The 25,203-nt window shown below is 70.0% G+C and carries 23 protein-coding genes; 8 read left to right on the forward strand and 15 right to left on the reverse strand.

Translation table 11 applies throughout. From position 1 onward, the window contains the following. Nucleotides 1-12: 12 nt before the first annotated feature. A complete protein-coding gene (locus AMK10_RS20705; protein ID WP_073749396.1) occupies nt 13-1,146 on the forward strand; it encodes a polyprenyl synthetase family protein in 1,134 nt (377 codons plus the stop codon). Nucleotides 1,147-1,189: 43 nt separating this feature from the next. On the opposite strand, the gene AMK10_RS20710 is transcribed toward AMK10_RS20705, so the two are convergent. Next, entirely contained in the window at nt 1,190-1,900 is a 711-nt protein-coding gene (locus AMK10_RS20710) for an SDR family NAD(P)-dependent oxidoreductase (protein ID WP_073749397.1), read from the reverse strand. Between the two features lie 396 nt (nt 1,901-2,296). Further along, nucleotides 2,297-3,304, reverse strand: a complete 1,008-nt coding sequence (locus AMK10_RS20715) for a MerR family transcriptional regulator (RefSeq protein WP_073749398.1) — start codon at nt 3,302-3,304, stop codon at nt 2,297-2,299. A gap of 160 nt (nt 3,305-3,464) precedes the next feature. On the opposite strand from AMK10_RS20715, the gene AMK10_RS20720 reads away from it, so the two are divergent. The 3 genes from AMK10_RS20720 (at nt 3,465) to AMK10_RS38105 (ending at nt 5,767) form a co-directional block, all read left to right on the forward strand. After that, entirely contained in the window at nt 3,465-4,064 is a 600-nt protein-coding gene (locus AMK10_RS20720; RefSeq protein WP_073749399.1) for a sigma-70 family RNA polymerase sigma factor, read from the forward strand. Nucleotides 4,065-4,169: 105 nt separating this feature from the next. Beyond that, nucleotides 4,170-5,000: a DUF4397 domain-containing protein gene (locus AMK10_RS20725; protein WP_073749400.1), complete on the forward strand. Its 831-nt coding sequence runs from the start codon at nt 4,170-4,172 to the stop codon at nt 4,998-5,000. A 341-nt stretch (nt 5,001-5,341) separates the two neighbouring features. Further along, the gene (locus AMK10_RS38105) at nt 5,342-5,767 is read left to right on the forward strand and encodes a hypothetical protein (protein ID WP_073749401.1); all 426 of its coding nucleotides are present in this window, start codon (nt 5,342-5,344) and stop codon (nt 5,765-5,767) included. Nucleotides 5,768-6,059: 292 nt separating this feature from the next. On the opposite strand, the gene AMK10_RS20735 is transcribed toward AMK10_RS38105, so the two are convergent. Next, nucleotides 6,060-6,668: a TetR/AcrR family transcriptional regulator gene (locus AMK10_RS20735; protein WP_073749402.1), complete on the reverse strand. Its 609-nt coding sequence runs from the start codon at nt 6,666-6,668 to the stop codon at nt 6,060-6,062. Nucleotides 6,669-6,756: 88 nt separating this feature from the next. Between AMK10_RS20735 and AMK10_RS20740 the strand changes: the two genes are divergently transcribed. Continuing rightward, the gene (locus AMK10_RS20740) at nt 6,757-7,719 is read left to right on the forward strand and encodes a zinc-binding dehydrogenase (RefSeq protein ID WP_073749403.1); all 963 of its coding nucleotides are present in this window, start codon (nt 6,757-6,759) and stop codon (nt 7,717-7,719) included. Between the two features lie 206 nt (nt 7,720-7,925). Here the strand turns inward: AMK10_RS20740 and AMK10_RS20745 are convergent, their stop codons facing one another. Continuing rightward, nucleotides 7,926-8,402, reverse strand: a complete 477-nt coding sequence (locus tag AMK10_RS20745; RefSeq protein ID WP_073749404.1) for a hypothetical protein — start codon at nt 8,400-8,402, stop codon at nt 7,926-7,928. A 627-nt stretch (nt 8,403-9,029) separates the two neighbouring features. Continuing rightward, complete coding sequence (locus AMK10_RS20750; protein WP_073749405.1) at nt 9,030-9,350, reverse strand: hypothetical protein; 321 nt, start codon at nt 9,348-9,350, stop codon at nt 9,030-9,032. 508 nt (nt 9,351-9,858) lie between these two features. Between AMK10_RS20750 and AMK10_RS20755 the strand changes: the two genes are divergently transcribed. Next, complete coding sequence (locus tag AMK10_RS20755; protein ID WP_198959757.1) at nt 9,859-10,212, forward strand: hypothetical protein; 354 nt, start codon at nt 9,859-9,861, stop codon at nt 10,210-10,212. 295 nt (nt 10,213-10,507) lie between these two features. Here AMK10_RS20755 and AMK10_RS20760 read toward each other — a convergent pair whose 3' ends face one another. From AMK10_RS20760 to AMK10_RS20795, 8 genes are all read right to left on the reverse strand, one after another. Beyond that, nucleotides 10,508-12,250, reverse strand: coding sequence for an ABC transporter ATP-binding protein (locus tag AMK10_RS20760; protein WP_241839616.1), 1,743 nt, complete (start codon nt 12,248-12,250; stop codon nt 10,508-10,510). After that, on the reverse strand, nt 12,247-14,007 hold the full coding sequence (locus tag AMK10_RS20765) for an ABC transporter transmembrane domain-containing protein (protein ID WP_079180808.1): 1,761 nt from the start codon (nt 14,005-14,007) through the stop codon (nt 12,247-12,249). The genes AMK10_RS20760 and AMK10_RS20765 overlap by 4 nt, the downstream gene beginning before the upstream one ends. Further along, nucleotides 14,004-15,200 (reverse strand): alpha/beta hydrolase, encoded by a 1,197-nt coding sequence (locus AMK10_RS20770; RefSeq protein ID WP_073749407.1) that lies wholly within the window; start codon nt 15,198-15,200, stop codon nt 14,004-14,006. Before AMK10_RS20770 ends, AMK10_RS20765 begins: the two co-directional genes overlap by 4 nt. Next, nucleotides 15,193-16,047, reverse strand: a complete 855-nt coding sequence (locus AMK10_RS20775; RefSeq protein WP_241839617.1) for an ABC transporter ATP-binding protein — start codon at nt 16,045-16,047, stop codon at nt 15,193-15,195. The genes AMK10_RS20770 and AMK10_RS20775 overlap by 8 nt, the downstream gene beginning before the upstream one ends. After that, nucleotides 16,044-17,102, reverse strand: coding sequence for a FecCD family ABC transporter permease (locus AMK10_RS20780; protein WP_073749408.1), 1,059 nt, complete (start codon nt 17,100-17,102; stop codon nt 16,044-16,046). Before AMK10_RS20780 ends, AMK10_RS20775 begins: the two co-directional genes overlap by 4 nt. Further along, entirely contained in the window at nt 17,099-18,142 is a 1,044-nt protein-coding gene (locus tag AMK10_RS20785; RefSeq protein WP_198959758.1) for a FecCD family ABC transporter permease, read from the reverse strand. The genes AMK10_RS20780 and AMK10_RS20785 overlap by 4 nt, the downstream gene beginning before the upstream one ends. After that, entirely contained in the window at nt 18,139-19,149 is a 1,011-nt protein-coding gene (locus AMK10_RS20790; protein ID WP_073749409.1) for an ABC transporter substrate-binding protein, read from the reverse strand. The genes AMK10_RS20785 and AMK10_RS20790 overlap by 4 nt, the downstream gene beginning before the upstream one ends. 67 nt (nt 19,150-19,216) lie before the next feature. Next, nucleotides 19,217-21,082, reverse strand: a complete 1,866-nt coding sequence (locus AMK10_RS20795; RefSeq protein ID WP_073749410.1) for a siderophore-interacting protein — start codon at nt 21,080-21,082, stop codon at nt 19,217-19,219. Nucleotides 21,083-21,209: 127 nt separating this feature from the next. Here AMK10_RS20795 and AMK10_RS20800 point away from each other — a divergent pair, with 127 nt between their 5' ends. After that, nucleotides 21,210-22,829 (forward strand): AraC family transcriptional regulator, encoded by a 1,620-nt coding sequence (locus tag AMK10_RS20800; RefSeq protein WP_079180809.1) that lies wholly within the window; start codon nt 21,210-21,212, stop codon nt 22,827-22,829. Nucleotides 22,830-22,943: 114 nt separating this feature from the next. On the opposite strand, the gene AMK10_RS20805 is transcribed toward AMK10_RS20800, so the two are convergent. Both AMK10_RS20805 and AMK10_RS20810 read right to left on the reverse strand, forming a co-directional pair. Beyond that, nucleotides 22,944-23,249: a hypothetical protein gene (locus AMK10_RS20805; protein WP_107428467.1), complete on the reverse strand. Its 306-nt coding sequence runs from the start codon at nt 23,247-23,249 to the stop codon at nt 22,944-22,946. 253 nt (nt 23,250-23,502) lie between these two features. Further along, on the reverse strand, nt 23,503-24,783 hold the full coding sequence (locus AMK10_RS20810) for a hypothetical protein (protein ID WP_107428468.1): 1,281 nt from the start codon (nt 24,781-24,783) through the stop codon (nt 23,503-23,505). A gap of 257 nt (nt 24,784-25,040) precedes the next feature. On the opposite strand from AMK10_RS20810, the gene AMK10_RS38530 reads away from it, so the two are divergent. Next, the gene (locus AMK10_RS38530; protein WP_274535352.1) at nt 25,041-25,172 is read left to right on the forward strand and encodes a hypothetical protein; all 132 of its coding nucleotides are present in this window, start codon (nt 25,041-25,043) and stop codon (nt 25,170-25,172) included. Nucleotides 25,173-25,203: the final 31 nt, after the last annotated feature.

A 25,203-nucleotide genomic window follows, 5' to 3' on the forward strand; every position in this document is an offset into this window, starting at 1 on the left:
AAGGGGTTGCGCATGTCTGGACTGCCGCCGATCGTGGCCCCACCGACCGAACTCGTCGGCGCTCCTCTCGCCGCGCCCGGCGCCACCGACGCTGCCGGCGTCGTCCTCGGACAGGTCCTCGGCGAACGACTTCGTCATGCCCGTTCCGTCGATCCCGTCTTTGCCCGGGAGCTGGCCGACCGCCTGGCCGCGCTGGCCGAACGGGGAGGCAAACGGCTGCGCACGGCGTTCGCCCACTGCGGCTGGCGTGCCGCAGGAGGCTCAGGAGACGCCACCGACGTCTTGCGAACGGGAGCCGCCCTCGAACTGCTCCAGGTGTGCGCCCTCGTGCACGACGACGTGATGGACCAGTCCCTGCTGCGCAGGGGTGCCCCTGCCCTCCATGTCGAACTTGCCCGCAGGCACTGGGCCGCGGGCATGCACGGCTCGGCGGAGTCTTTCGGAACGTCGGCCGCCGTGCTCGCCGGTGACCTGGCGCTGGCCTGGGCGGACGACCTGCTGACGGAGACGGCACTCGGTACGCCGCACGGCCGGCGCCTGCACGAGGAGTGGCGGGCGATGCGCACCGAGATGGTGGCCGGGCAGTACCGCGACCTCCATGCCCAGGCAACCCGTTCGTCCGATGTCGACGAGGCGCTGGCCATCGCCACCCTGAAGAGCGCCTTGTACACCGTTGCCCGGCCCCTGACCCTGGGGGCGTCGCTGGCGGGAGCCGACGCAAACCTGCTGGACGCGCTGCGGGCGGCCGGCCGGTGCGCCGGGCTGGCCTTCCAGCTCCGTGACGACGTGCTGGGCGTCTTCGGAGACCCGTCGCGGACCGGCAAGCCGGCCGGTGACGATCTGCGCTCCCGCAAGCTCACCTACCTTCTCGCCGTCGCCCTCCACCTCGCCGACGCCTCCGACGACCACCAGGCCGCCGCGAGAGTGGCCCTGGACGCGGACCTGCGGTCCGAGCACGCCGTGCATCGGGTGCGGGCGGCACTGGAACGCACCGGCGCCCGGGCTCTCGTGGAGGCGAAGATCGAGGAGTTGGCAGACATGAGCCTCGGTCACTTCGGGCGCACCGGCGCTCCCTCGGCCGTACGCCAGGAGTTCTCGACGCTGGTCCGACGCGCCACGGGCGTGTCCGCGCGCCCTGCCGAGTAGGCCGCGTGGAGCGGGGTGCCGCTGGCAGCGCAGCGCACGAGGGTCACCGGGCGCGCCGTTCGACGACGGTGCTCCCGTCAGGGCCGGAGCGCAGCAGTTCGGCGCCTGCCTCCAGCGCGTCCGCGACGGCGCCCGCCACGTGACGCGGGTCGCCGCCCTGGGGCAGGGGTGGGGCGGTGCCCACGACAGGACGATCGGCAAAGCCTGTGTCGAGATGACCCGGCCGGATCTCCAGTACGGCGACACCAGCGCTCCGTGCTTCGCCCCGGACGGCGTTCAGCCATGTGGTCAGCGCGGCTTTGGAGGCGCTGTAGTCGGACATCCGCGGCTGCGGACGATCGACCACCGCGCCGGTGACGGCGGCGATCGCCGAACCGGGTCGCAGGATGCCGAGTGCGGCGCGGAAGAACGCTGCGGGCGCGAGGTAGTTGACCGCCATGAGGTGCTCTGCGACCTCGTCACCGATGTCCTGGGCCGCGCCGAAAGCCACCGACCCGAACGCCACGACGACGGCGTCCAGACCCCCGAGGGCAGCTGACGTCTCACGCACGGCCCGAACGCACGACTCGGGAGCGTAGGCGTCGAAGCCGGCGGCCGGGGCACCGGGATGGACCTGTGCGGCGCGGTCCAGGCGACTGCGGTCACGTCCGGCAAGGGCCACACGGGAGCCCCGGCCGGCCAGTTCGGCAGTGATCGCACCACCCAGCACGCCGGTGGCACCAGCCACCAGGACACGGGCACCATTCAGTTCCACGCTGCACTCCTTGATACGGACAACGGCTGTCCCGTCGTCCTTGTTTCGGGACCAGGGCCCTCCCCGGATGCGGCCGGACACCACGTGATCCTGGCGTCACCCTTCCGGCCCAATCTCGGCCATGGCCTCTCGCGCGGCTCGCGCCCGGCGCGGAGCGACGGGCGAACCGCGTCGCAGGACGCCGTCGGGCAGGCCATCGGCGAGTCGGGCCGGCACGGCGCCGATGCCCTCCGCCGGCACACGCAGGGACGTGGCCCGATCCCGGGCCGTCAAAATCAGTCCTGGCAGCAGGCTCCGTGCCGCACCCGACCACGCAACGACGCACGAGCGTCACGTCAGTGGGCCATGTTCCCTCGATGCCGGACGCCACGACCGAATGTCGTACCGGACGACGCGTCACGCAGACGTCGGCGACTCCATGGCGGCAACGGCCTCGGCGAGCCCCGAGGGGTGTGCCAAGCCCGCCACCGCCTGCCCCGCCCACCCGGGTCCGAGGGTCAGGACGACCGGCCTGCGGCGGGCTCCACGCACTCCCCACTCCATCGCGGCCACGTGCAGGGCCAACGGCCTGCTTGCGGTGGTACGGGACTGCGCCCACAGCCCCACCACGGCCGGGCCGGTCCTGTGCACCGCCGCGATGAGCGACTCGACGGGCAGGGCACCGCCGAACATGCGCACCGGAACGCCTCGCTCCGTCAGTGCGGCGGACAACACCTCCAACGGCAGTGTGTGAGTCTCCCCCGGCAAGCAGGCGAGCAACGTGGTGGCGCCAGGACGGTCCGCTACCGTGCGGGGCGAAGCGCGCCGAAGCGCGCCGGAGACGTGCCAGGACAGAAAGTGCTCGACCTCGACGTACTTCTCGCCCGATGTCTCCCACTTCCGGCCGACCGCCTGAAGCGTCGGCACGATCACCTCGGTCCAGGCGGCGACCAGTCCGTGCTCGGCGATCGCGGCGAGCAGCAGGTCGTCCAGGGCGGCGGCGTCGAGGCGCAGGGCGGCCCGGGCGACTCCCCTGCACTCCAGTCGTACGTCACGGAGCAGCAGCCCGCTCCCCGCCCGGCTGCGACCACGGGCCGCGGACCGCTGCGCCCCGACGACCGTCCGCCCGGGCGGGGCCGCAGCCGGTGGTGCCTCGCTGCGCGCCATTCGTGCTGCCTCGGCCGGCGGCAGCCCGGTCGCCGTCAGCGCGCACATCCGTTCCAGCCTCGCCACGTCCCCCGGAGTCCAGCGCCGGTGCCGCCCATCGGCGCGCACGTCGGGGCCGAGCCCGTACCGGCGGTCCCACGTGCGGAGCGTGGTGGGGGCCACCCCCAGACGCCGGGCCACCTCGCCGGTCGTCAGCCCTCCACCGGGCGGACCGCCCCCGCCACTCCGGTCCTCACCGCTTCCCTCGAGCGCACTCATAAAACCACCCTACGACGCACAAACGACGCATGTTGCCTGCGTCGTTTGTGCGTCCAAGACTGGAGGCATGCGCACGGCGGCCGGCATGCCGGTCCGGCGGACTCGCCGTCCGGCGGACAGCCTTCCGCCCCGTGGGACGCACGGTGGAAGGAAGCAGGTCATGAGCACGCGATCGATCACGGCCCTCGTCCCGCCCTCGGAGGAGACGCGGTACGAGGAAGACCTGGCCCGTGGCCTGGTCGCCGCGGACGAGGCGGCGTTCGCGGCCATCTACCGACACTGGGGCTCACTCGTCCACACCATGGCAGCCCGGTCCCTGGGCGACGCCGACGAGGCTGAGGACGTGACGCAGCAGGTCTTCATCGGCGCCTGGCGCGGGCGGCACGGCTTCCGGCCGGAGCGAGGCGCACTCGGCGCCTGGCTGGTCGGCATCACGCGCCGCAAGATCGTCGATGCGCTGGCTGCCAGGACGAGGCGTCTCACCCTCGTCCACTCGGCCACCCACGAGGCCCCGGCCGCACCGCTCGTCCAGGCGGGACCGGATGAGGTGCTCGACCGCGTGCTGCTCATCGAGGCCTTGTCCAGGCTGCCCCACGCTCAGCGCGAGGTGCTGTGCATGGCCTTCTACGAGGACCTGACGCAGGTCCAGATCTCGGAACGCACCGGAGTGCCCCTGGGCACGGTCAAGAGCCACATCCGCCGCGGCCTGCATCGGCTGCGGACGGCCATCGACCAGGGCGACACCCACGGTATGCACTGACCGCGTCGAGATTTCGACGCCTCGGCGCATCCACGTCGCCGCCCACGCACGAAACACCTACAAGACACAGCAGCGAGATGAAGCTCCCCCGAAGGAATGATCCCCATGACTTCCCGGACCACCATCGCCGTCGCCGCCTCGGCCGGGGCCTGCGCCGTGGCCCTCGGTATGACCGCACCCGCCATGGCGGCCCCCGCCCAGGCGCAGGACAAAGCCATGGTGTCCGTCTTCCACGGCATCCCGGGAATGACGGTCGACGTCTACGCCAACGGCGACGAGCTGCTCAGCGACTTCAAGCCGGGCACGGTGACCGAGCCGCAGTCCCTCGACGCGGGGACCTACGACATCCAGATCTTCGAAGCCGGCCAGAACCCCGACGGCACACCCGCCTTGGAGAAGAAGGTCGAGGTACCCGAGGACGGCAACGCCACCGTCGCCGCGCACCTCTCCGCCGACGGCAAACCCCAGCTGACTGCGTTCACCAACGACGTCTCGAAGGTGGACGCCGACAAGGCACGCCTGACCGTCCGCCATGTCGCGGCCGCGCCCGCCGTGGACGTACGGGCCGACGGACAGCCCGTCTTCACCGACCTGACCAACCCGAACGAGGACACCGCCACGGTGGACGCGGGCACCGTGAACGCGGACGTCGTCCTCGCCGGCACGGACACCACGGCCATCGGACCGGCCGACCTGAACCTGAAGGAAGGCACGAGCAACGTCGTCTACGCCTGGGGCAGCGCCAAGGACAAGAACCTGGCCCTGGCCACCCAGACGTTCAGCGGCACGGAAGCGATGTCCAACGCGGTCCACGCCGGCGCAAGCGGCGCCGCACCGAACTCCCCCGACCAGTGGCTGGCCTGGGCCGCCGCGACCGGGGTGATCACGGTGAGCGGCGTCCTGGTGGCCCGCCAGTTCGCCGGCCGGCGTGGCTGACACCACGCGACGGCTCACCGGAACGGCGACGGCGGTTGCCGTTCCGGCAGCCGTCCTCGCCGAAGTCGGGCGGACCGCCGGGGACCCGCACCTGCACCGCCCGGCTTCGGGTTCACGTCCCCTCAGTACAGCGGCGGCGACGGCCCCACTGCCCAGCAGCAGGCAGGCCGGGTCCGACACCGGTGCGGCAGCGCCGGCGATCGAACCTGAGCGCGGAGGCTACCTGGCAGGCCTCGTCGTAACAGCGGAGCCGGTGTGCGAGTGACAGCGCTCCGCGCCGGCGATCGGCGTGTACACGCAAGGCCGCGGGGACGACCGAGCCCAGAACCCAGGAGGGCGCAGTGGACCACGTGGACCCGTATCACCTGGTGGAACTGGCACTCGGTCACTCGACCGGCGACGCGTACGTCAGCGCCCTGCGGCACGTAGCGTCGTGTCCGCGCTGCAGCAGCGAACTGGCGCAGATGACCCGCGTGGTGGCTGTTGCGCGCGGCGCGAGAATCTCGGACCTGCCGTCCGCTCCGCCCGAACGCGTGTGGCAGCGCATCGCCCACGAGGTGCTCCAGGCCGACACGCGTTCCCGGGGGCACCCCGCTCCCCGGTCGGCCGCCAAGAGGGCCTGCGGCGAACGCCACTGGTGGAGCACCGACACCGGAACACTCGAGCACCTGGCCGTGATCGCTCTGGTCGCCGGCGGACTTCTTGTCCTGTGGATGCGGATCAGGGCTGGTTACGGGCCTGGCCGACGGCTCCGGTCGCCGTGGTGACGCTGTGCGAAGTGTGCCTACAACGCTCCTCGGCTACCCAGGGGTGGCAGATGGGACTCCGGCAGCAACCACTCGCGCTTCGTCGGATCCCCCGACCAGGACCGGACCGACCAGCGACCGCCAGAACTCAACACCTCGGGCGACCTCTCGCCGGGCGGGCAGGGCCGGCGGCCTGGGAAGCGGCGATCACGAGGCTGTGGTCCACGCACCCGTCATCGTGCGGCTTTGACATCGTGCTTGCGCACCGCACCGACTCCGGCTTCCACCACGGCACGTCGCGCACTGCGGCGGATCACAGGCGTGCAGCCGGTGGTAGTGGTCCGTGCTGAGGGCAGGCTTCGAACGCCTGGATCACCAGCCCCGCGAAGCGCCGGGAGGCCATGACCTGAGTGCCCGTCGACGCGGCGCGGATCCCCTGGTTGGCCATGAGCACGAGGATCAGGTCGTCCAGGACGAAGTCCGACCGCAGATGCCCTGCCTCCTTCGCCCGCTGGGCCAGTCCGGCGACCGCTCGCACCGTGTACTCACGACCGGCGGCGACATCCGTCGCCCTGGGGAAGGCCGACAGGAATGCTTCGGTGAAGCCCCGGTCGCGGGCGTGCAGCTCACAGATCCTCTCGATCACCAGGCACAGGCCACGCCACGGATCAGGATCTGCGCACCCCTCGTCGACAATGGCGCGGCAGGCGTTCAGCTGGTCTGCGAAGGCCTCGGCGACCAGCGTCTCCTTGGTCGGGAAATGACGGTACAAGGTGGCGGGCCCGACCCCGGCACGCCGCGCGATCTCCCGCATCGGCACGTCCAGGCCTTCCCCGGAGAACAGCACTCGCGCAGCGTCGAGGATGCGTTCGCGGTTGTCCAGCGCGTCCGAACGCAGAGTATGAGGCAAACGGTCGGTCACACTCTCACTTTATCCAAGCGGACGGGGGCGTCCGTTACCGTCCGACGGGTTGGAGCCTGCCCAGCGGTCCGAGAACGTGGAGATGACATTGAAGGCAATCGCGATCCAGACGTACGGAGGTCCTGAAGGTCTGGCCGTTGTCGACCTGCCCGTACCGCCACCCGCTGCCGGGCAGGTGCTGATCACGACCGAGGCGGTGGGCGTCGGTGGCGTCGACACAGTGATCCGCAGCGGAGCTCTGGCCGCCTACGGCTTCAAGGAGGGCCACATCCCGGGTGGCGAGGTGGCGGGCACGGTGACCGCGATCGGCGAGGGCGTCGACGCCTCGTGGATCGGCCGGCGGGTGTGGGCCTCCACCGGCACCGGAGGAGGCTACGTCGAACAGGCCGTCGCACCCGTCGAGGAGGTCCTTCCCCTGCCCAGCGGTCTGTCCGCCGTCGACGCGGTGACGCTCGGCAGTGCCGGGGTGGTGTCCCACTTCGGGCTTCGCCATGCCCATTTCGCTCGCGGGGAGACAGTCCTGGTGCGGGGAGCGGCCGGCAGCATCGGAATCATGGCCGTGCAGCTAGCCGCTCGCGGTGGTGCCGCCGCGGTGGCGGTCACGACCTCGTCGGCCGAGCGCGGCGAACGCCTGCGCCGCCTCGGCGCGACCCACGTGCTGAATCGCTCCGGCGAGGGAGGGGAAGACGCCCCTGCGGGCTACGACGTCATCATCGACGTCGTGGCCGGTGCGGACCTGCCGTTGTTCCTCGACCTGCTCAATCCGAACGGCCGCATGGTGGCGGTGGGTGCTGTCGCGGGTCAGCCGCCCGCGGACTTCGGCACGAGGATCATGACGGCGTTCCAGAAGTCGATGTCCTTCGCCACCTTCAGCGCAGCCACCGTCACCCGATCCGACCGGCACGCCGTGCGCAGCGAGCAGTTCGCCGCAGCTGTTCGCGGCGAGATCCAAACGGTTGTGCACGAGCCGCTGCCTCTGCACGAAGCCGTGCTGGCGCACCGGAAGATGGACGCGGGCGCGGTCTTCGGCAGGATCGTGCTGACCCCGTAGCCACTCCCTGCCGCTTGTGTGGGCGTCGCTCCCGTACGCATCGCCGCCTCCCTCCGCGGCAACACCACCTACGCCTACCGCACCCGCCCCACCCGGCGTCCTCCCGCGCCGCCCCGATCCACCGGTGCGGAGCGTTCTGTCGGAGGTCTCCGACACCTCACGCTGACCTTCCTGACGCTGACCTTGTCAACGACTCTGCTTGCTTGTCAGTCCCATGCGTTGAAGAGGACTCCGCCCAACGTGCTGATGCCGTAGTGGCGGACTTCACGCCACTCGCCCGGTCCGAGCACTGAGGTGTCCACGTCGGAAAGCGGTGTGACAAGCTGCTCGTTGCTCAGGACCACGAAGTCCAGGTCGGTCAAGACCTGAGCCCAGGACGGCGGCGCGGCGAACTCCTCCCGGTACCAATCTCGTTGCGTCTGAGCGAAGGCGACCCAGGGGTGGTGAGCGTGGCACAGGACGATGCTCTCGCCTGCGCGTCCGATGATTGTCGCGGTGTGGAAGGTCCGGGGGTACGCCTGTTCCTCCACCTCACTCACTGTGCCTTCGGCGACGCGGGCAGCGGCATACAGAGCGGCGCGGAACGCCCGTAGGTCAGTCTTCGGGAGTGGGCCCTCCTTCGGCGGGAGGAAGCCTGTCGCCCCCCGCGGCAGCACGAAGCTGGTGGTCCCGTCGTTCACCATGCCGCTCATTCTGCTTGGTGGGAGGCGCATCGGTCATAGCTGCAGCACTACGGGTTCATGCTGCGCGGTGGGGCTTGGTGCCCACTGCGTGGTGAGCGGGACCGGTGTATGCCTCGCCGGTGGCCAGGACCGTGCCCACGTAGTGATGTTGGTGAACCGTACGCACGCCCCCGGCGTAGCGCCGCGGGAGCGACTGTCCACGCGGGGACAGCCGCGGGATGTCTGTGATTTCTCACGTGGTGGACTCGGGGCGACCTGCCCAGTCAGTGCAGTGCTCGGGCGGGCGCTGCTGGTCTGCACGCGATCCGGATGACGCCCACTCGCTATCCCCCACCGCGCAGTCGCCGCACTGGCCCGTCCAGGTCCAGGCATGTGCGAGCGACTTGTGGATCATGGTCCGCTGCCCGGGCCACGTGCTGTGTCAGGGTGGAACCGCGAGCAGAGCGGACCCTGCGCGTGGGGGACGGAGTACCAGCCGGGCCGCCCGCACTCCTTCACTCACGAGAAGGAACCGCTGGAAAAGGTCCCTCCTCCGCACAGCCGCGGTCACCATGGCCGCCGCAACCTTCGCCACCGCTGGGTCCGCCCACGCCTCTACGGGCGCCTCGCGGGGCTCAGCCCCCTTCGTCACGCCTGGCCGGTCTCGAAGCGGTCGACGTGGCCGTCGGAGACCGTGAACCGCCAGGCGGTGCGCATTTCACCCCAGGTGTCGTTGCGGAAGTCGACGACGAGGGACCGGCCTTCATCCGACTCGCTCTCGACAGACATGTGACCTGCTGAGGAGAAGATCTCGCGGTCCGTCCAATCGTCGATGTCCCGGTCCGAGCCGTCGTCGGCCATGGTCGCACCGGGGCTCACGACGGCGTGGAAGGCGGTCCTGTCCCCGGCGTTGACGGCCGTGACGAAGGCGCGAACGGTGGGGTCGGTCAGCTGGGTCGGATCGATCATGAGGGCTCCCGGTCGTATTCGTGCGTACCTCGTGCTCGTGTGACCACGTCGTGGTCACGGCGATAGCCTCTCCCGGTCGTCCAACCGGCACCGGCGGACCCACCTGCGCTTCACACGGACGAGGCCAGGCCACGGCCATGCACTTCCGACGATGTCCCGGCAGGCGGCCGGCTCGGGGTTGCTCGGGCTGGTCCAGGAACGAAGGGGCCGCAGCTTCCCAGGCGCTTCCGGCAGAAGGAAGAAGTACCGGCCGAGGACGTGCCCATGGTACTTCCGAGCACTGCCCCGGGTTTACGGTTCGTCTCCATTCGCTCCCTGGCTGTCTCGGCATCTTCTCGGGTACGGCGTACGGCACCCCCGGCTGCCACCCTTCCCGGCGACGTTGAGCCATTCGCTCAAGAAGAATCGATTCGATGGTTCCCCATCGAGGGAGGCCATGTTCAGCCGTTGAGAGCTGGGGCATCAATGGCACCGCCCAGATGATCAACCAGAAACAGGACGGTCCACCGTGTCTCTTCGCTCCCTCACCGTTGCCGTCGGCGCCGCAGCCGGTGCGGCCGCTCTGCTCGTGGCCGTGCCCAGCTCGGCCCTCGCCGCGAACGGCCAGTTCCGCTACTCCTACACCACTGCGGACGGATACGAGGCCGTCGGCTTCCTGAACGATCCCACCAGCGGCGAATGCGTCAACCTCGCTACCCCGGCCGCCGAGCCCGGCGCTGTTTCACGAGCCCCCAAGAACCACACGGACGCAACCGCGATCGTCTTCCTCGACACCGACTGCGAAGGCGACACCTACTACGTCCTGCCGCCGGGCAAGGGCGCCTCCGACCGCCTGCTCGCACGCTCCGTCGTCTTCTCCTGAGACGAGGGGGCGCACCACGGATGCCGATCCACCGCCGAAGCGGCTCGTTCGCTGATCAACGCAGGCCCCCCGCCTACTGATCAGGACAACTGATCCTGGACAGCGCCGCCCTGCACAAGCTGCACCCGGACCAGGCATGACCGCCGCATGCGCATCTTCGCGTGGATCGACTCACGCGAAGATGCGCAGCCGTGATCGCGTCAAGTCACCGCCCGGCCGCCCCACCACCCCGACCGGCTCATCCCGCGCGACACGTTTCCCGGGCCACGGCAATTCCCGGCCCGGCCAGGCCGCTTCACCGAGCGGCCTCCCAGGCATTCCACAGCCCGGCATACACACCACCGGCATCAACCAGCTCTCCGTGCGTGCCGGTCTCGATGATCCGGCCGCGCTCCATCACCACGATCCGGTCGCAGGTCGCAGCCTGGGAGAGACGGTGCGCGACGACGACTGCGGTGCGCCCGGCGAGAACGGCATCAGCGGCGCGGTCGAGTTGTCCGGCGTACGTGGAGCCGGCCTCGGCCGTCGCTTCGTCGAGGATCACCAGATCAGCGTCGGCGAGGAGCAGTCGGGCGAGGGCGAGTTGCTGCGCCTGTGCGTCGGTGAGCGGGTGTCCGCCGACACCCAGCAGGGTGTCCAGCCGGTCGGGAAGCGCATCAAGGATCGGTGCGGCGCCGGTGGCTTCCAGCGCTGCACGGAGGTCGCTGTCGGTGGTCCCGGGCGCGGCGAGGGTGAGGTTGTCGCGCAGGGTTCCCACGAAGACGTGGACCTCCTGGGTGATCATCGCGGTACGGCCGGGGCGAGTTACTCTCCCGGCCTCGGGCAGGTGGGTGCCTGCGACCACGCCGGCGAGCGTGGTCTTGCCTGCCCCGGACACACCGACGACGGCCACGCGCTGACCGGACGGGATGTCCAGGGCGATGCCGTCGAGCACCCGTGGCCCCTGGCCGTATCGGAACGAGACCTGGTCGAGGTGTACGGCGGTGCTCGTGGCCTGCGCCGGGACATCCGACGAGATGAGCGGCATCGTGACGACGCCGATCATGCGGCTCAGCGATGCGAGGGCGGACTGGAGGGTGTCGATGACCAGCAGCAGCTGGTTGACCGGTCCGAGCAGGCGCAGCACGAGCAGCGTGGCGGTGGTGGCGCCGCCGACGGTCGATGCGTCGTGGTCGATGAGGACGAAGCCGACCACGAGTACAGCGGCCAGGCTCAGGCACTCCCCCAGGTTGAGCCGGGCATTGAGCATGCTCAGCACGGTGCGTGCGCGGAGCGACTGCCTCGCGACGCGCCAGGAGTCCGTCATCACAGCCCGGTGTCGTTGCTCGGCGAGCCCGAAGCCGAGCACGGTGGCGTAGCCGCGCTGGGACTCGAGGATCTGCTGGGTACGCGAGCTCATCGCCGTGCGTTCGGCGCGGTAGACCCCCAGTCCGGTGCGCAGGTACCACCGTACGGCCAGCATGTAGACCGGCAGCACGACGGCGAAGGCGGCCGCGTAGGGCCATTCCAGCGCGGCGAGCCCGCCCAGCGACACCATGATGGTGAAGGTGGTGACGGTGAGTACCGGGATCACGGCGGGGGCGGCGTCGGCGACTGCGGTGACGTCGTCGCTGGACCGGGATATCAGGTCTCCAGTGCCGGCGCGCTCGACGAGGTGCTGTGGGAGCGTCATGGCGCGGCTCACGAGCTGCTCGCGCAGTGCGGCGAGGATGGAGTGGTAGACGCGGGTGGCGAGCACGATCGTCAACGCGGTGCCCGCGGCACCGAGGACCGCGGCAAGCGTCATCACGACCGTGACCGTCAGCACTGTGCCAAGGTCCGCGGTGCCGGACTGCACGCGGTCGACGAGGAATCCGATCGCCACGGAGACGATCAGGGTGACGCCGGTGCCGGCGATTCCCAGGACCCCGGTCGCGGCGAGCCGCAACCGGTACCCGTGGCTGAGCCGCCACACCTCTCTGACCGTCTCGCGGCCGCTCGCGACCGGCAGCCCGGCATCAGAAGCCGCGGTCCCTGGTACGGCGGAAATGTCGCTCACTGCGCCGTCCTTGAGGTCGCGGGTACGTTTTCGGACAGCTCGACGACGCGGTCGCAGGCAACGAGCAGCGCCGGGGCCGAGGCGATCAGCAGCGTCGAGCGGCCTGCCCGGACCTCGCGCAGTCGGCTCGCGATCGTGTGCTCGGTGACCGAGTCGACCGCGGTGGTCGGGTCGTGCAGCACGAGCACCGGCGCGTCGCTCGCCAGGGCGCGGGCGAGCGCGACCCTCTGGCGCTGGCCGCCCGAGAGCCGGTTGCCGCCTTCTCCGACCGGGACGTCGAGGTCGGCCGCGAAGTCGTCGCAAGCGGCGGCCCGCACCGCGGCGTCCACCCGCTCGGGCGCGCCCGCGAACACGGTGACGTTGTCGCGGAGGGTTCCGGTGAACAGCGTGGCGCGGTGCGGCGCGACGGTGACCCGGGAGCGGTATTCGGCCGGGGACAGCTTCTGCGCCGCGATCCCGTCGAGACGCACCTCGATCTCTCCTTCGGCCCGCGGGTCCAGCAGCGCCTCGACGACACGGGCGGCGGTCCGGTCGTCGGTGCGCACGCCCACGAGCTCGCCGCGCTCGACCCGGATCGTCACGCGGGGCCCGGAGTTGCTCGGCACGAGTACGTCCAGTTCCGGCAGTGCGGTGGCCTCCGGTGAGGTCGCGGCATCGGGCTCAGCCGGTGACGTGGCGTTGTCCCGCAGCGCGTCGAGGACACGCACGGACGAGGCGCGGGCGCCGGCGAGGTTGGGGATGGACGTGCTCGCGATCGCCTGGATCTGCGGCAGCAGTGCCTGGGCGAGGCCGACGGCGGTCATCAGCCCGCCGATGCTGAGCTGTCGGTCCACGGCGAACCAGCCCGCCAGCCCCACCACGGCGGCGACGAACGCGCCGCTGACCGCGCCCGAGGCCACGAGGAACCTGCCCAGCAGGCCCGCGTTGCGCCTGGCGGCGACCAGGGTCTTCTGGCTTGCCTGCCGGTACCGGCTGGTCGCCTCGGTCTCGGCACGCATCCCCTTGATCACGCGGTAGCCGGCGACCAGGTCCGTGGATTGTCCGACCGTGGAGGCCAGCAGTTCCTGGTACTCGCGGGTGTCCCGGGCGAGACGCTCGCTGAGCACCCCCATCGACCAGACCGCGACCGGCGCCCCGAGCAGCACCACGAGTCCGAGCAGCCAGTGGGTCGCCAGCAGCGATACGGCGATGAAGCCGATGGCTGTGATCCTCGAGACCGGGATGATCGTCAGGATCACCGCGTTGGACAGGCGTGCGACGTCGTTCGTCATCACCGAGACCACGTTGCCCTGCGGCGCTCGGCCGGTGCCGCCGACCGGGTGCAGCACGCCCAGGGAGAGGGTGACGCGGAGTCGGTGCTGCAGTAGCTGCACCACATGGGCGGTGAGCCGCAGCGAGAGCCTCGCCGCGGACGTCAGCGCGACGTACAGGGCCACCAGCACGCCGATCCACAGGGCCAGCTGTCCCTCGTCCCCGGTCGCAACGGCCCGGTCGATCGCGAGTCCCATCACCACCGGGACCGCGGACTCGCCCACCTGCCAAACGATCGCCAGCAGCATCGCGGGAACACTGATCCGCCTCACCGAGAGGATCACACGCAGCAGGAACCGTCCCGGGGTGGTGCCCGGCCCGCACTCGAAAGCCTGAGTACCGAGCGGCTGGGCGGGAGCGAGCAGGAACACGGGCAGTCGGCGCGTCAACGGTCCCCGGCCCAGTCCTGCGGTGTCGGCGCCCGAGGAACGCCAGGAGTTCCTCATGCCCGGCTCCGATCCCTGCTCCGGAGTGGGAAGCACCAGAGCAGGGCATCGGCGAGGAGCCCTCGCCACCACGCGTAGTCGTGTCCGCCGGGGAACTCTCGGTAGAGGGTGTCGTAGCCCTTCCCCGTGAGCACGTGGTCCAGCCAGCGACTGTGGGTGTTCGAGCCCTCCAGCTCACCGACGTCGTGGAAGATGCGGATCGGTTCCGTTTCCGCTGCCAGGTAGTCGGAGATCAGTGTCGGTACGGAGGTGCGGCGCAGCAGCTCACCTGAGCCGGTGCCCCACCTGAGGTCGGGGTGGTAACCGCAGGACGGGGACTGGAGGATGGCGTTGCCGAACGTCGCCGGGTGGTGGAGCGCCGTCCAGCCGGCACAGAGACCGCCGAAGCTCTCGCCGGCCAGCGCGACGTCACCGGGGTCCCGGGAGAGCGGATAGCGCCGGTGGAGCCACGGCAGCAGTTCTTGAACCAGCATCCGGGAGAACGCCGGATTGCAGAGCAGTTCCTTGTCGCGCTGCGGTGCGGGCTGACCGACCAGGACCACCACGCAGGGACGGATCTGTCCTGCCCGGACCAGGGCGTCACGAACGCTCGGTGCGCTGTGGTCCGGTGTCCCGTCCAGGTGGATCACGAAGGGCAGTGCGCTCCCGTCCGGGAACTCTCCCGGGGGCATCGAGACCCAGATACGGCGTTCGTCTCCCAGGAGCTCGCTCGCCAGCACGGCAGCTTCCACCGCCGGGGCCGGACGCGCTTCGGCCTGCTCGAGCCAGGGCAACGGCATCGCGTCGGGCAGTACCGCCACCGAGGCCCCGGAGAACCGATCGACCGAGCATTCCGAGAACCTCGGTGGCGGGTTGAACGGGTCCGGAACCCGTAGGTCCTCACCCGTCGGTCCACGTCGTGCGAACACGTACGAGAAGCGAAGGTCGGAACGCATCCGCAGGGTGAGAGCGCGGAACGGCGTCCCCGGCACGGGGGCGAACTCCGTGTCGATCGGGTTGAATCCGATTCTGGGACCGATCACCACAGAGAGGGTGACCGTCGTGTCGGCACCGGGCTCGTCGACGAACGTCACCTCCACCTCGTCCGCGGAGACCCGCTCGACGAGCGGTGCACTCTTCTCCCCGAGGTGCCGTCTGAACCTTTCCGGACTCCACTCACCGGTTGCCAGTTTCTCGACCAACGGATCAGCCATTTCTCGTACTCTCCACGTCGGTGTGGTCAGCGGACCCGCGTCTGGTCCGCTCGCGACCGAGCGGCACCACCTGGGGGCTGCCGGCCACCGGATCGGGCACCACCAGGCAGCGCAGTCCGAACACCTCCTGGACCAGCTCGGCCGTGACGACCTCGTCCGGAGTGCCTTCGGCGACCACGACGCCGTCCTTCATGGCGATCAGGTGGGTGCCGTAACGGGCAGCGTGATTCAGGTCGTGCAGCACGGCGACCAGGGTGTGGCCGACGTGGTGCAGGTCGGTGAACAACTCCATCAGCTCGATCTGGTGGGTGATGTCGAGGAAGGTGGTCGGTTCGTCGAGCAGCATGATGTCGGTGTGCTGCGCGAGCGCCATCGCCATCCACACGCGCTGGCGCTGCCCGCCCGACAGCTCGTCCACCAGGCGCCCGGACAGGTCGGCGACCGAGGTCCGGTGCATCGCCTTGAGCACGGCCTGCTCGTCGTCCTCGGTCCACTGCCGGATGAACCCCTGGTGGGGGTACCGTCCCCGGGCCACGAGGTCGGCGACGGTGATCCCGTCCGGGGCGGTCGAGGTCTGCGGCAGCAGCCCGACCCGCCGCGCCACCTCTTTGGTCTGGTAGGAGTTGATGTCGGCACCGTCGAGGACGACCTGCCCGGCCGAGGGCCTGCGCAGTCGGGACAGGCTGCGCAGCAGGGTGGACTTGCCGCACGCGTTCGGGCCGACGATGACCGTGAACGACTCGTCCGGGATGGCCACCGAAAGGTGCTCGGAGATGATCCGCTTGTCGTAGCCGATCGTCGCCGACTCCAGGCGGAGGCGCGCGGTGTCGGTCGGGGTTGCGCTCACAGGCGTCTCCTGGCTTCGGTGAACAGCAGGTATCCGAGGTAGCCGCCGCCGAGCACGACGGTGATGATGCCGACCGGCAGCGGGGTGGGGGCCACGTGCTGGGCGAGGTAGTCCGACGCAAGACACAGCAGCGCGCCGACGAAGGCCGCTGGGACGAGGGTGATCCCGGCGGAACGGACGAGCCGGCGCCCGATCTGCGGGGCGACCAGGGAGATGAACGCGATCGGCCCCGACGCGGCCGTGACCGTCGCCGTCAGCGCGACTCCCACCAGGATCAGGCCGAGGCGTACGGGCGAGACCCGGACCCCTTGCGAGGCGGCCACGTCGTCACCCAGCTCCATCTGGCGCATCGGCCGGCTCAGCACCCCGGCCAGCAGCAGGAGTCCGGCGATGCAGGCGCCGCCGACGACGACCTGGTCCCAGGACACGCCGTTGAGCGACCCGGCGCCCCACGCGGCCGCGGACATCGCCTGGTCCAGATCGGCCTTGAGGATCAGCCAGGTGTTGAGCGACCCGAGCATCGCCGAGACGCCGATGCCGACGATGATCAGCCGGAACCCCTGCACCCCTTTCCGGTAGGCGAGCACGTACACGGCCACCGCGGTGGCCGTCCCGCCCAGCAACGCCCCGCCGACCAGCTGCGCGTACGTGCCGTTGACGACCAGAATCACGACCAGTGCGCCGGTGTAGGAGCCTTGGGAGAACCCGACGATGCCGGGGTCGGCGAGAGGGTTGCGCATCAGGGACTGGAAGACCGCCCCACTCACACCCAGAGCCGCGCCGAACACCAGCGACGCGGCCACCCGAGGCAGCCGCCACTCGACCACGACTTCGCGGACGATGCCGGTCTCCTGGCCGGTCAGCGCGGAGAGCACCTGCCCGGAGCTCAGCGCGTACGAGCCGGTCATCAGCGCGAGCACCGCCGTACAGGCGATCGCGACCGCGAGCACCGTGCAGACGACGACCGAGCGCCACTGGAACCGCACGCCGATCCGTCGGCGCCGCAGCACCAGCACGCGCCGCCCGAACTCCACCCGCGGAATGTGTGTGCTCATAGTCCGCTCGACTTCCTCCGCCGCACCAGCGCGACGAGAACGGGGGCGCCGACGAAGGCGGTGATGATCCCCACGGGGATCTCGCCGGGACGCATCACGATGCGGCCCAGGACGTCGGATACCAGCAGCAGGCTCGGGGCGAGAACGATGCTGTAGGCGAAGATCCAGCGTTGGTGGGGGCCGACGATCCAGCGGGCCACATGCGGCACCATCAGTCCGACGAATCCGATCGGTCCGGCGATCGCGGTGGCGCCACCGGCGAGGAGGGTGAGCGCGATCACCGCAAGAACACGGGTGCGTACCAGCCGGACCCCTTGGGCGACCGCCAGTTCGTCGCCCAGCGCCAGAGCGTTGAGCGGGCCCGACACCGTGAAGGCCAGGACGAGTGCCACAGCGAGGAACGGCAGGACCGGCCACACGGCCTCGAGCGGGCGGCCCGCGATCGACCCGGCGTTCCAGTTCCGCATCGCGTCGAAGGCGTCCGGGTCGGTCAACTGGAGCGCCTCCCTGGCACCGCCGAGCACGGCACCGACGCAGACCCCGGCGAGCACCATGACCACCGGCGAGGAGCCCTGCCGTGTCGACCCGAAGGCGAGCACGAGGAGGGTGACGATCAGCGCCCCCGCGAACGCGAACCACATGTAGCCCTGGACATCGCGGACGCCGAACAGGCCCACGGCGACCGTCACCGCGAAGGACGCACCGGCATGGACACCGAGGACACCCGGATCGGCCAGGGGATTGCGGGTGAGCGCCTGGATCAACGCGCCCGACAGACCGAGGGCGACGCCGACGACCAGACCCACGATCGTGCGCGGCAGCCGGAAGTCGCGGATCGCGAACTGGTCGATGCCGGCCGAGGAGTGGAACAGCGCGTCCCACACCACTGACGGCGCGATCACCGTCGAACCGATCATGACACTCAGCACCAGCAGGACCACGAGTACCACCAGCGCGACGACCAGACCGAGCAGACGGCGAGGCGGTCCGGGCACCCTCTCGGTGCCCGGACCGTCCCGCCGCAGGGCGAGGGCTGTCACTGCTTGCCGGGGAGGGTCGCCAGTGCACCGTCGAGCGAGTCCAGGTACTGGATGACGGGCCCGTAGGAGTTGTTGCCGGGGCAGAAGACGCCCAACGCCCGACCGGAACTCACGGCGGGAAGCGCCTTCCAGGTGTTGGTCCCGATCACCGGCACGAACGGCTCCACCGGGCGGCCGTCCGCGTCGACGGGGTAAGTGACCACGTCGTACTCGGACAGCTCGCCGATCTGCTCGAACGGCAGGGACTCGTAGGCCAGGGGGTCCTTGCCCTCGGCCGCCTCGGGAAGGTCCAGGCCGATGTCGTCCCGGGCGATCTCGGAGCAGCCGATGTCCGCGATGTAGAACGTTCCGGGATCGCTCCAGTCTCCGCGGGAGACGTCGACGAACGAGGTGCTGTCGATGATCTTGCCGTAGGTCTCCTGGATCTTGGTGACCTTTTCCTTGTACTCCGCCTTCTGCCGGCTGAGTTCATCCGTGACGTTGCCGGCCACCGCGATGGCGTCGGCGAAGGCCTTCCACTCGGTGTCGAGTCCCCAGTACACGGTCGGGGCGATCGTCTCGAGCCGCTTGCCGACCTTGCCCCAGTCATTCGAGTGGAACTGGACCAGGATGAGGTCCGGCTTGAGGGCGGCGAGCTTCTCGAGGTCCACCTCACCACCGTTGCTGCCGACGATCTCGGCTGCCTCGTACGCGGTCCTCTGTTCCTCCGGCAGCACGGCGAGTTCGGAGTCGGACGCCTCGGTGACGCCTACCGGCTTGCCGCCCAGATCGATGAAGGGGAGGTTCGTGTTGCCGATCGTGACGATCCGCCGGGGGGCGGCGGGCACCTCGATCGTGCCGTTCTCAGCCTTGACGCTGCGGGTCTTGGCCGCCTTGTCGCTGCGGGTCTCGGCAGCCTTGTCACCGGTGTCGTCGCGGTCACCGCCGCAGGCGGTGAGAACGAGCGACGCGCTCATCAGCGCGGCGGCAAGAGTTGCGCCGCGTCTCATCAGGGGCTTGTTGTTCATGGGCGTTCTCTTCATTTCTCTTCTTCTCGCTGGGTGGAGGAGCTGGTCGACGGTGGAGCGGAGAAACTCAGTCGACGGTGGAGCGGAGGAGTTCGTGGACGGTGGCGCCCAGACCGACGGTGTGAGCCGCCCTGCGCGTCAGGCCGGCCCGGGCGATGACGGCGTCCAGCTCCGCTGCGGTGCGAAGGCCGGAGCCGTGGCAGACCAGGCCGATCAGGTCTTCCTCGCCGTCGTGCTCGTCGAGTTCGCCGGTGTCGAAGACGTCCTCGATCAGCAGCACCCGTCCGCCGGGGACGAGGTTCTCGGCCGCCCGGCGCAGTGCGTGAGCGGCGTCGGCGTCGGGCAGGGTCTTGAAGGCGCGGCTGATGAGAACAGCGTCGGCTGCCGGGCCGGGCTCGAAGACGGACTGCTCCAGCACACCGACCCGCATGCGTTGCCGCTCGTCGGGGATCGTCGCGGGCAGGTCGCGGCGCAGCCAGTCGGCCTGGGCGGGCAGGGCACAGATCGTCACGCGCAGGCTTTCGTGGGCCGCGACGTACTCGCGGGCGTGGGCCCCGGCACCTCCGGAGTGGATCACCAGGTGCTGGACTCCGGTGAGCAGGCCGGACGTTGCGATGGGTTCGGCCAGTGCGGGCTGGAACTTCGCCAGGCGCTCCAGGTGACGGTCCTCGTAGTCCTGCTCGGCTCGCACGTCGGCAAAGGTCTGGCCGGTGACCGAGGCGTAGGCGGGTCGGCCGGTGCGGACCGACTCCGTGAGGCCGTGGATCCCGAGCATCTCGCGACCGACCACCCCGGCGGAGTGGAGCCGGTCGGCGATGAACTCGAGAGTGAGGACGTCGCCGACCGGCGTCAGGGCGTAGTGACACGGTTCCGTCTCGGTCACCACGTCCAAGGTGTGCAGGTAACGCAGCAGCTTGCCCAGAGCGCGCTCGTCGGCGCCGGCCTTGGCGGCCAGCTCGGTCACGCTGGTCACGCCGCGGGAGACCAGATCGGGAACGCCCAGCTCGACGGCGGTGCGGATCGCGATCGGCGCGACGAGCTCGGTCAGGTCGTGGAGCTTCTGGAACGGGGTGACCGTCCTCTCCGGGTCGGGTACCGCCCCGTCGGTCTCCAGTACGACGACCTCGGAGCGACGCCAGTAGCCGGCGAAGTCGATGTCCTCCTTGGGGACGTCACGGTCCTCGACCAGGTGCCGTCGGATGTCCCGTACGGCCGTGTGCTCGCCGGCCAGCCACGCGAACGCCTGGCCCGGCCACCACTCCGTACCGCGGACGGTCTCGGTGAGCAGCGATACGGTCCCGGCCGTTGCGCCGGGGCGGACCAGCCACGTCACGTCGACCCCGGGCAGCTCGCGCAGCTCCTGGCGGTGGGTGTCCTCGGCGATCTCGATGAACACCTGCGCCCGGGCATCGGGCGGGAGCTCGTCGAGCAGGCGGCCGATCGCGGGGAGTGCGGTGTCGTCGCCTGCCACGAGCAGCCAGTCGGCGCCGGTCGGGAACGCCTTGGACGTGCTCGGGCCACTGAGGTGGACACGGTCACCCGGCCGGGCGCGATAGGCCCACGTCGTGCCCGCGCCCACTCCGTGCTTGACGAAGTCCACGTCCAGCTCACCGGCTTCGGGGTCCCACCGACGGACCGTGTAGACCCTCGACAGCGGTCGAGGATCCTTGGGCACGATCAACTTGGCCTCGGCCTGGACCGGAAGCACCGGATCGGGCTGACCCGGGTACGGGAAGTAGAACGCGAGGTCGTCGTCGAAACCCGGGGACTCGAAGGCCGGGCGCACGAGGCCGTCCGCGGTGGTGAACGCATGCAAGTGTTCGCCGCTCAGCGTGACCCGTCGCATTCCCGGGGTGATGTCGACAGTGCGGACCACTTCGACCTCACGCAGGGTCGGCGGGCGCACGGTGAGTCGGCGCGAGGTTTTGGGCATGCGGAAACTGACCTTTCCGGTCGCTTCGAGGCAGAGGGTCGCGCACCGGCTACGGAAGGGTGCGCCTTGCTAAAGTTAGGGGAACCTTACCTGAAGTGGTGTGCGCAGACTGCCGTAGGGTTAGGACATGGTGGTTACCTCCTCGTTCGCCGCAGGCGTCGGCGACCCGCCGCCGATTCCGGCCGCGCAGTTGGGTTCGGCAGATTCGCCCGTACGACCGCTGCTGCTCTGGGTTCGTACCGGCGTGGCGCAGGTGTGCCTCGACGGCGGCCCGGTGGTCCGCCTCAAGGCCGGTGAAGGCGCCTGGATACCCGCAGACGGCTGGGCGGAACGGGCGATCACCACTGAGCCGGGCACTGTCGCCTTCCCGCTGTGGCCCCACGCCGGCGTCGGTGCTCGGGGGCTGTCGGAACTGACGCGGTTCGACGTTCCCGGTGGCTGGCAGGACTGGCTCATCCAGCTCTTCAACCTGCAGGTCACCCCCTTCAGCGGCAGCGGGTACTCACTCGAGGCGATCGAGGAGCTCCTTCGGCGTCCTGGCTCGCGCCCCCCGGCGCCCGTCGACGTCGGGCGAGATCCGGGCTCGGAGGAGTTCGTCTCGCCGCCGATGCCGCGAGCCCTCGGCGCCAGGGAGGTTGCCGAGGAACTGACGCGCGACCCCGCGCTCGACCTCACCGTCGAGCAATGGGCTTCGCGAGTGCTCTCCAGCGCGCGCACCCTTCGCCGTGACTTCCTCACCGACACCGGGCACACGTTCGAGCAGTGGCGGCTGCTCTGCCGACTCGGCGCTGCCGTGGAGTTGCTCGCTGCCGGATACGACGTGGACCAGGTGGCCGCTCGAGTGGGCTTCGCCAGCCGCAACGGCCTCACGCGGGCCTTCAAGAGACGGTTCGGACTGACCCCCCACGAGTTCGGCCGAAGGCTCTCCGCCCGACCCGGCGCCCGCGGGTTCACGCAACGGGCAGCGGCGGCACGGCAGACCGACGACCTGGTCCGCATGATGCGCAGGACGGACACTCCCGCTGCGCCCGAGATGCTGCCCGCGGCCAGCACGCCGTCGCACACCAACGACATCCACGTCCTCAGCTGGATGTATCGGGGCAGCGGGTACCTGGACATCGGCGACCAGCACTACGAGCGGGAGCGGGGAGTGGCGACCTGGATCCCCGCAGAACTGGAGCATGTCACCGGCCTCCGCGAGAACTCCGTGTCCCTGCCGCTGGGCAACGCGAGTACCGGCGATCTCCAGCTGACAGAGCCGTTGCAGGTACGGTTCTCGCCCGCGTGGGACGACTACTTGATGTTCTGCTCGATCAGCGCCCGGTCCGGACTGCGTCCTGACGGCCACAACCCCCGCCACATCCTCGACCTGTTCACGGAACAGGTCGCCGCGCAGCGAGCACTGTCGGTGCCGATGCCCACGAATCCGCGCGCGCGTGGTGTCGCGATGGAGTGCCTGCGTCGCATCGGCGAGCCTGGCGGGACGCAGAATGTTGATGTCAGCGCCGAGATCCACCGTGCCTTCCGCGACGAGACAGGTATGACACTGGGGCGCTGGCGCTATGCCGCCCGCATGCGCATCGCTCGCGACCTGCTCGTCGGAGGCGCGCCGCCCAGCGCCGTCGCGCGCAGGACCGGGTACGCCCACCTGCCCACGTTCAGCGCCGCCTTCTCCCGCTTCCACGGACTCTCTCCGCGCGACTACCAGCAGCGCGAATCCGAGCGAGTCCGTACGGAGCGGGCCTGACCCACGAATCGGATCCCGCCGCGGAATGCCCGGGGCCCACGAGCGCAGCACTGCCCTCCGTCGACCCCGTTGGAGGACACCCCGCGCTCGTCCCCCGCGCGCACCACGAAGCGTCTACCGGCCTGGGGGATCGGTGAACGAGACCGGCTTGCCGGTGGCGTGGGCGTATGCGATCTCCCTGTGCGTGGACTCGCCGACATACCCGCCCGGGTTGACGACCAGAACCCGGTCAGCCAGGTCGATCTTGCGCAGATGGAGGGCGTCCAAAGCGGTCTTCTGCTCGCTGGTGATCAACTCGTCTGCCTCGCCGGGCGCTACGACGATGACACCTGCGAAGGTCAGATCACGGTTCGCCGCACGCATCTCGCCCGCGAAACGGGCAGACCCGCAGATGCAGACGATCTCAGGTCGGTCGGCCACGACTCAGTCCTTCGGGTCGAACGGGAATCCACCAGTTGCATGGTGCATCACAGACGAGCACACGAGCCAACAGCCTGGGCGGCGAGTTGGAGGACACCACGCGGCTGCATCCTCGCAGGCGGGAGGCGTGGCCCGTGATGAGAATGACACTGTTCGACGCCGAAGGCCGGGGGGACCCGGCTCACCGGTCTTCCGCGGCCTGGCGCGAGCTCCTCGTGTGTACGAGTCCTGGGCAGGACGTGGCCGGCTCGGGTCAGTTGGCCTCCCCCAGATACCCCAGCGCTTCCCGGAAGTCATCGAGCGCGGGCCTGAACTCGCAGGCGGCGATGCAGAAGGTCGATCGGTCGATCAGGGTCCTGGCCAGTGTTCGCGTTCCGTCTGCCGGGTCGTGCTGAGACAGCCGGCGGGCGAGTACCACTCCCTCGTCGAACAGGGAACGCACGCGCTCCACGAACAGATGGGTGCGATGCTCCCAGTAGACGGCGGAGCGGACGGTGAGGACCCGATGCAGCCGGACCAGTTCGGCCAGATACCGGTCCGGATCCTCGGTTGCTCGCGCAGCAAGGGTGTCCACCTCGTCACGGAGGACATCACGACTGTCGAAGTAGCGCCGCCTGGCATCGGGCGACCACGTCATGGGCGCCGCCCCCGAAGGGGGACGCGGTCCATCGGACGCGGGCCACTCGCCATCGGCGCCGGAGAAGGACAGCAGCACCGCCCAGAACGACGCCTCATAACTACTCCAGGATCTCCGCTCACCGGTATCGGCCCACCCCGTCAGCAAGGTGAGCGCCTCTTGCCGTACGAGGGCCGCCTGCTCCCCTCGGCCGTGCCTGTCGAGCATCTGCGCGTATCCGATGAGCGAGTAGAGGTGGCAGGCCATCGGGCCGCCGTCTTTCGTGGCCTCGGCCGCTTCCATGCTGACGAGTGTCTGGAACGCGGCGAGTGCGTCGCCGGACCGGCCGGCGTCATGGAGGGCGGCGATCCACTCCAGGAGTGACCACGCGAGGCCCCCGTCGGCGGGCCCGAGGGGCAGGACCGCTGCGACCAACTCGGTCATGGCATCGGCGGCTTCGGTGTACCGGCCCTCCTCGGAAAGGCCTGCAGCCCACTTGTCCAGTCCGGCCACGGGAGCTCCGGACAGTTCGGCCTGTGCGCGGCCGATGGCGAGCATCTCGGCGCGCATGGCGAGCCCTTCGGCGCGTCGGCCCACGGCGTACAGCTCTCTCTGGCACGAGTCGAGGGCCTCGTACAGAACATGCGCACGGGCGGTCTCGGCCATGTCCATGGACCGCGCCACGGCCACCGCCTCCTCGCACAGCGCGAGACTGTCCGGATGCGGCCTGCCGCGGCTGGCGTCGTAACTCAGACGCTGCAGCGCCTTGGACAGGAGCGGCAGGTACGAGGCGGGGCTGACCTGGGCAAGCACCCGGTAGGCGTCGACTTCCTCGTGCGGCGTGCGGTGTCCCGATGCGAGCAGCGTATTCCGCGCCCGCACGATGTCGTCCTGATCAACTTTCCCCGAGCGATTCATGACGGAGATTCTGGGTGTCCCGCAGCGGACCGGACAAGGCTGGTCGCCTGTGCCGTTCGTCCTACGAGAACACGCTCTGACCTGTCATGATGGGTATGACACCACTTCCACGGTGTCTACTGGCAACCCGGCCCGTTCTTGCGGAGTCCCCTCCGTGCCGCCTCTGCCCCGCATCCCGGGCAAGTGAGGCCTGATCGTCCGTCTTCGCGCGCACGCATGGAGTTCGTGCGGTGCTGTCCCTGGCCTCAGGTGCATCCGTGCCCCATCCCGCCGGGCCGGGCGTCACCGGCCGTCACGGTCGGCTGCTCGCCGGAGGAGTCGACCATGTCGTCGTGAAGCCCGGCCCGCGGAGGGGTGACGTCGTCGTGCCGGGCTCGGCGAAGGGCTGAGCAGCCGTGGGTGCGGCTCGGGCCCCGCGTC

This window comes from Streptomyces sp. CB02058 (assembly GCF_001905505.1).
Classification (GTDB): domain Bacteria; phylum Actinomycetota; class Actinomycetes; order Streptomycetales; family Streptomycetaceae; genus Streptomyces.

Bases quoted from the DNA above. Each gene is read 5' to 3' on its own strand.
- AMK10_RS20770 (WP_073749407.1), bottom strand. From the start codon at position 15,200: ATGGCTGATCCGTTGGTCGAGAAACTGGCAACCGGTGAGTGGAGTCCG.
- AMK10_RS20780 (WP_073749408.1), bottom strand. From the start codon at position 17,102: ATGAGCACACACATTCCGCGGGTGGAGTTCGGGCGGCGCGTGCTGGTG.
- AMK10_RS20745 (WP_073749404.1), bottom strand. From the start codon at position 8,402: ATGGTGAACGACGGGACCACCAGCTTCGTGCTGCCGCGGGGGGCGACA.
- AMK10_RS20720 (WP_073749399.1), top strand. From the start codon at position 3,465: ATGAGCACGCGATCGATCACGGCCCTCGTCCCGCCCTCGGAGGAGACG.
- AMK10_RS20795 (WP_073749410.1), bottom strand. From the start codon at position 21,082: ATGCCCAAAACCTCGCGCCGACTCACCGTGCGCCCGCCGACCCTGCGT.
- AMK10_RS20715 (WP_073749398.1), bottom strand. From the start codon at position 3,304: ATGAGTGCGCTCGAGGGAAGCGGTGAGGACCGGAGTGGCGGGGGCGGT.
- AMK10_RS20800 (WP_079180809.1), top strand. From the start codon at position 21,210: ATGGTGGTTACCTCCTCGTTCGCCGCAGGCGTCGGCGACCCGCCGCCG.
- AMK10_RS20765 (WP_079180808.1), bottom strand. From the start codon at position 14,007: ATGAGGAACTCCTGGCGTTCCTCGGGCGCCGACACCGCAGGACTGGGC.
- AMK10_RS20750 (WP_073749405.1), bottom strand. From the start codon at position 9,350: ATGATCGATCCGACCCAGCTGACCGACCCCACCGTTCGCGCCTTCGTC.
- AMK10_RS20725 (WP_073749400.1), top strand. From the start codon at position 4,170: ATGACTTCCCGGACCACCATCGCCGTCGCCGCCTCGGCCGGGGCCTGC.
- AMK10_RS20790 (WP_073749409.1), bottom strand. From the start codon at position 19,149: ATGAACAACAAGCCCCTGATGAGACGCGGCGCAACTCTTGCCGCCGCG.
- AMK10_RS20810 (WP_107428468.1), bottom strand. From the start codon at position 24,783: ATGAATCGCTCGGGGAAAGTTGATCAGGACGACATCGTGCGGGCGCGG.
- AMK10_RS20705 (WP_073749396.1), top strand. From the start codon at position 13: ATGTCTGGACTGCCGCCGATCGTGGCCCCACCGACCGAACTCGTCGGC.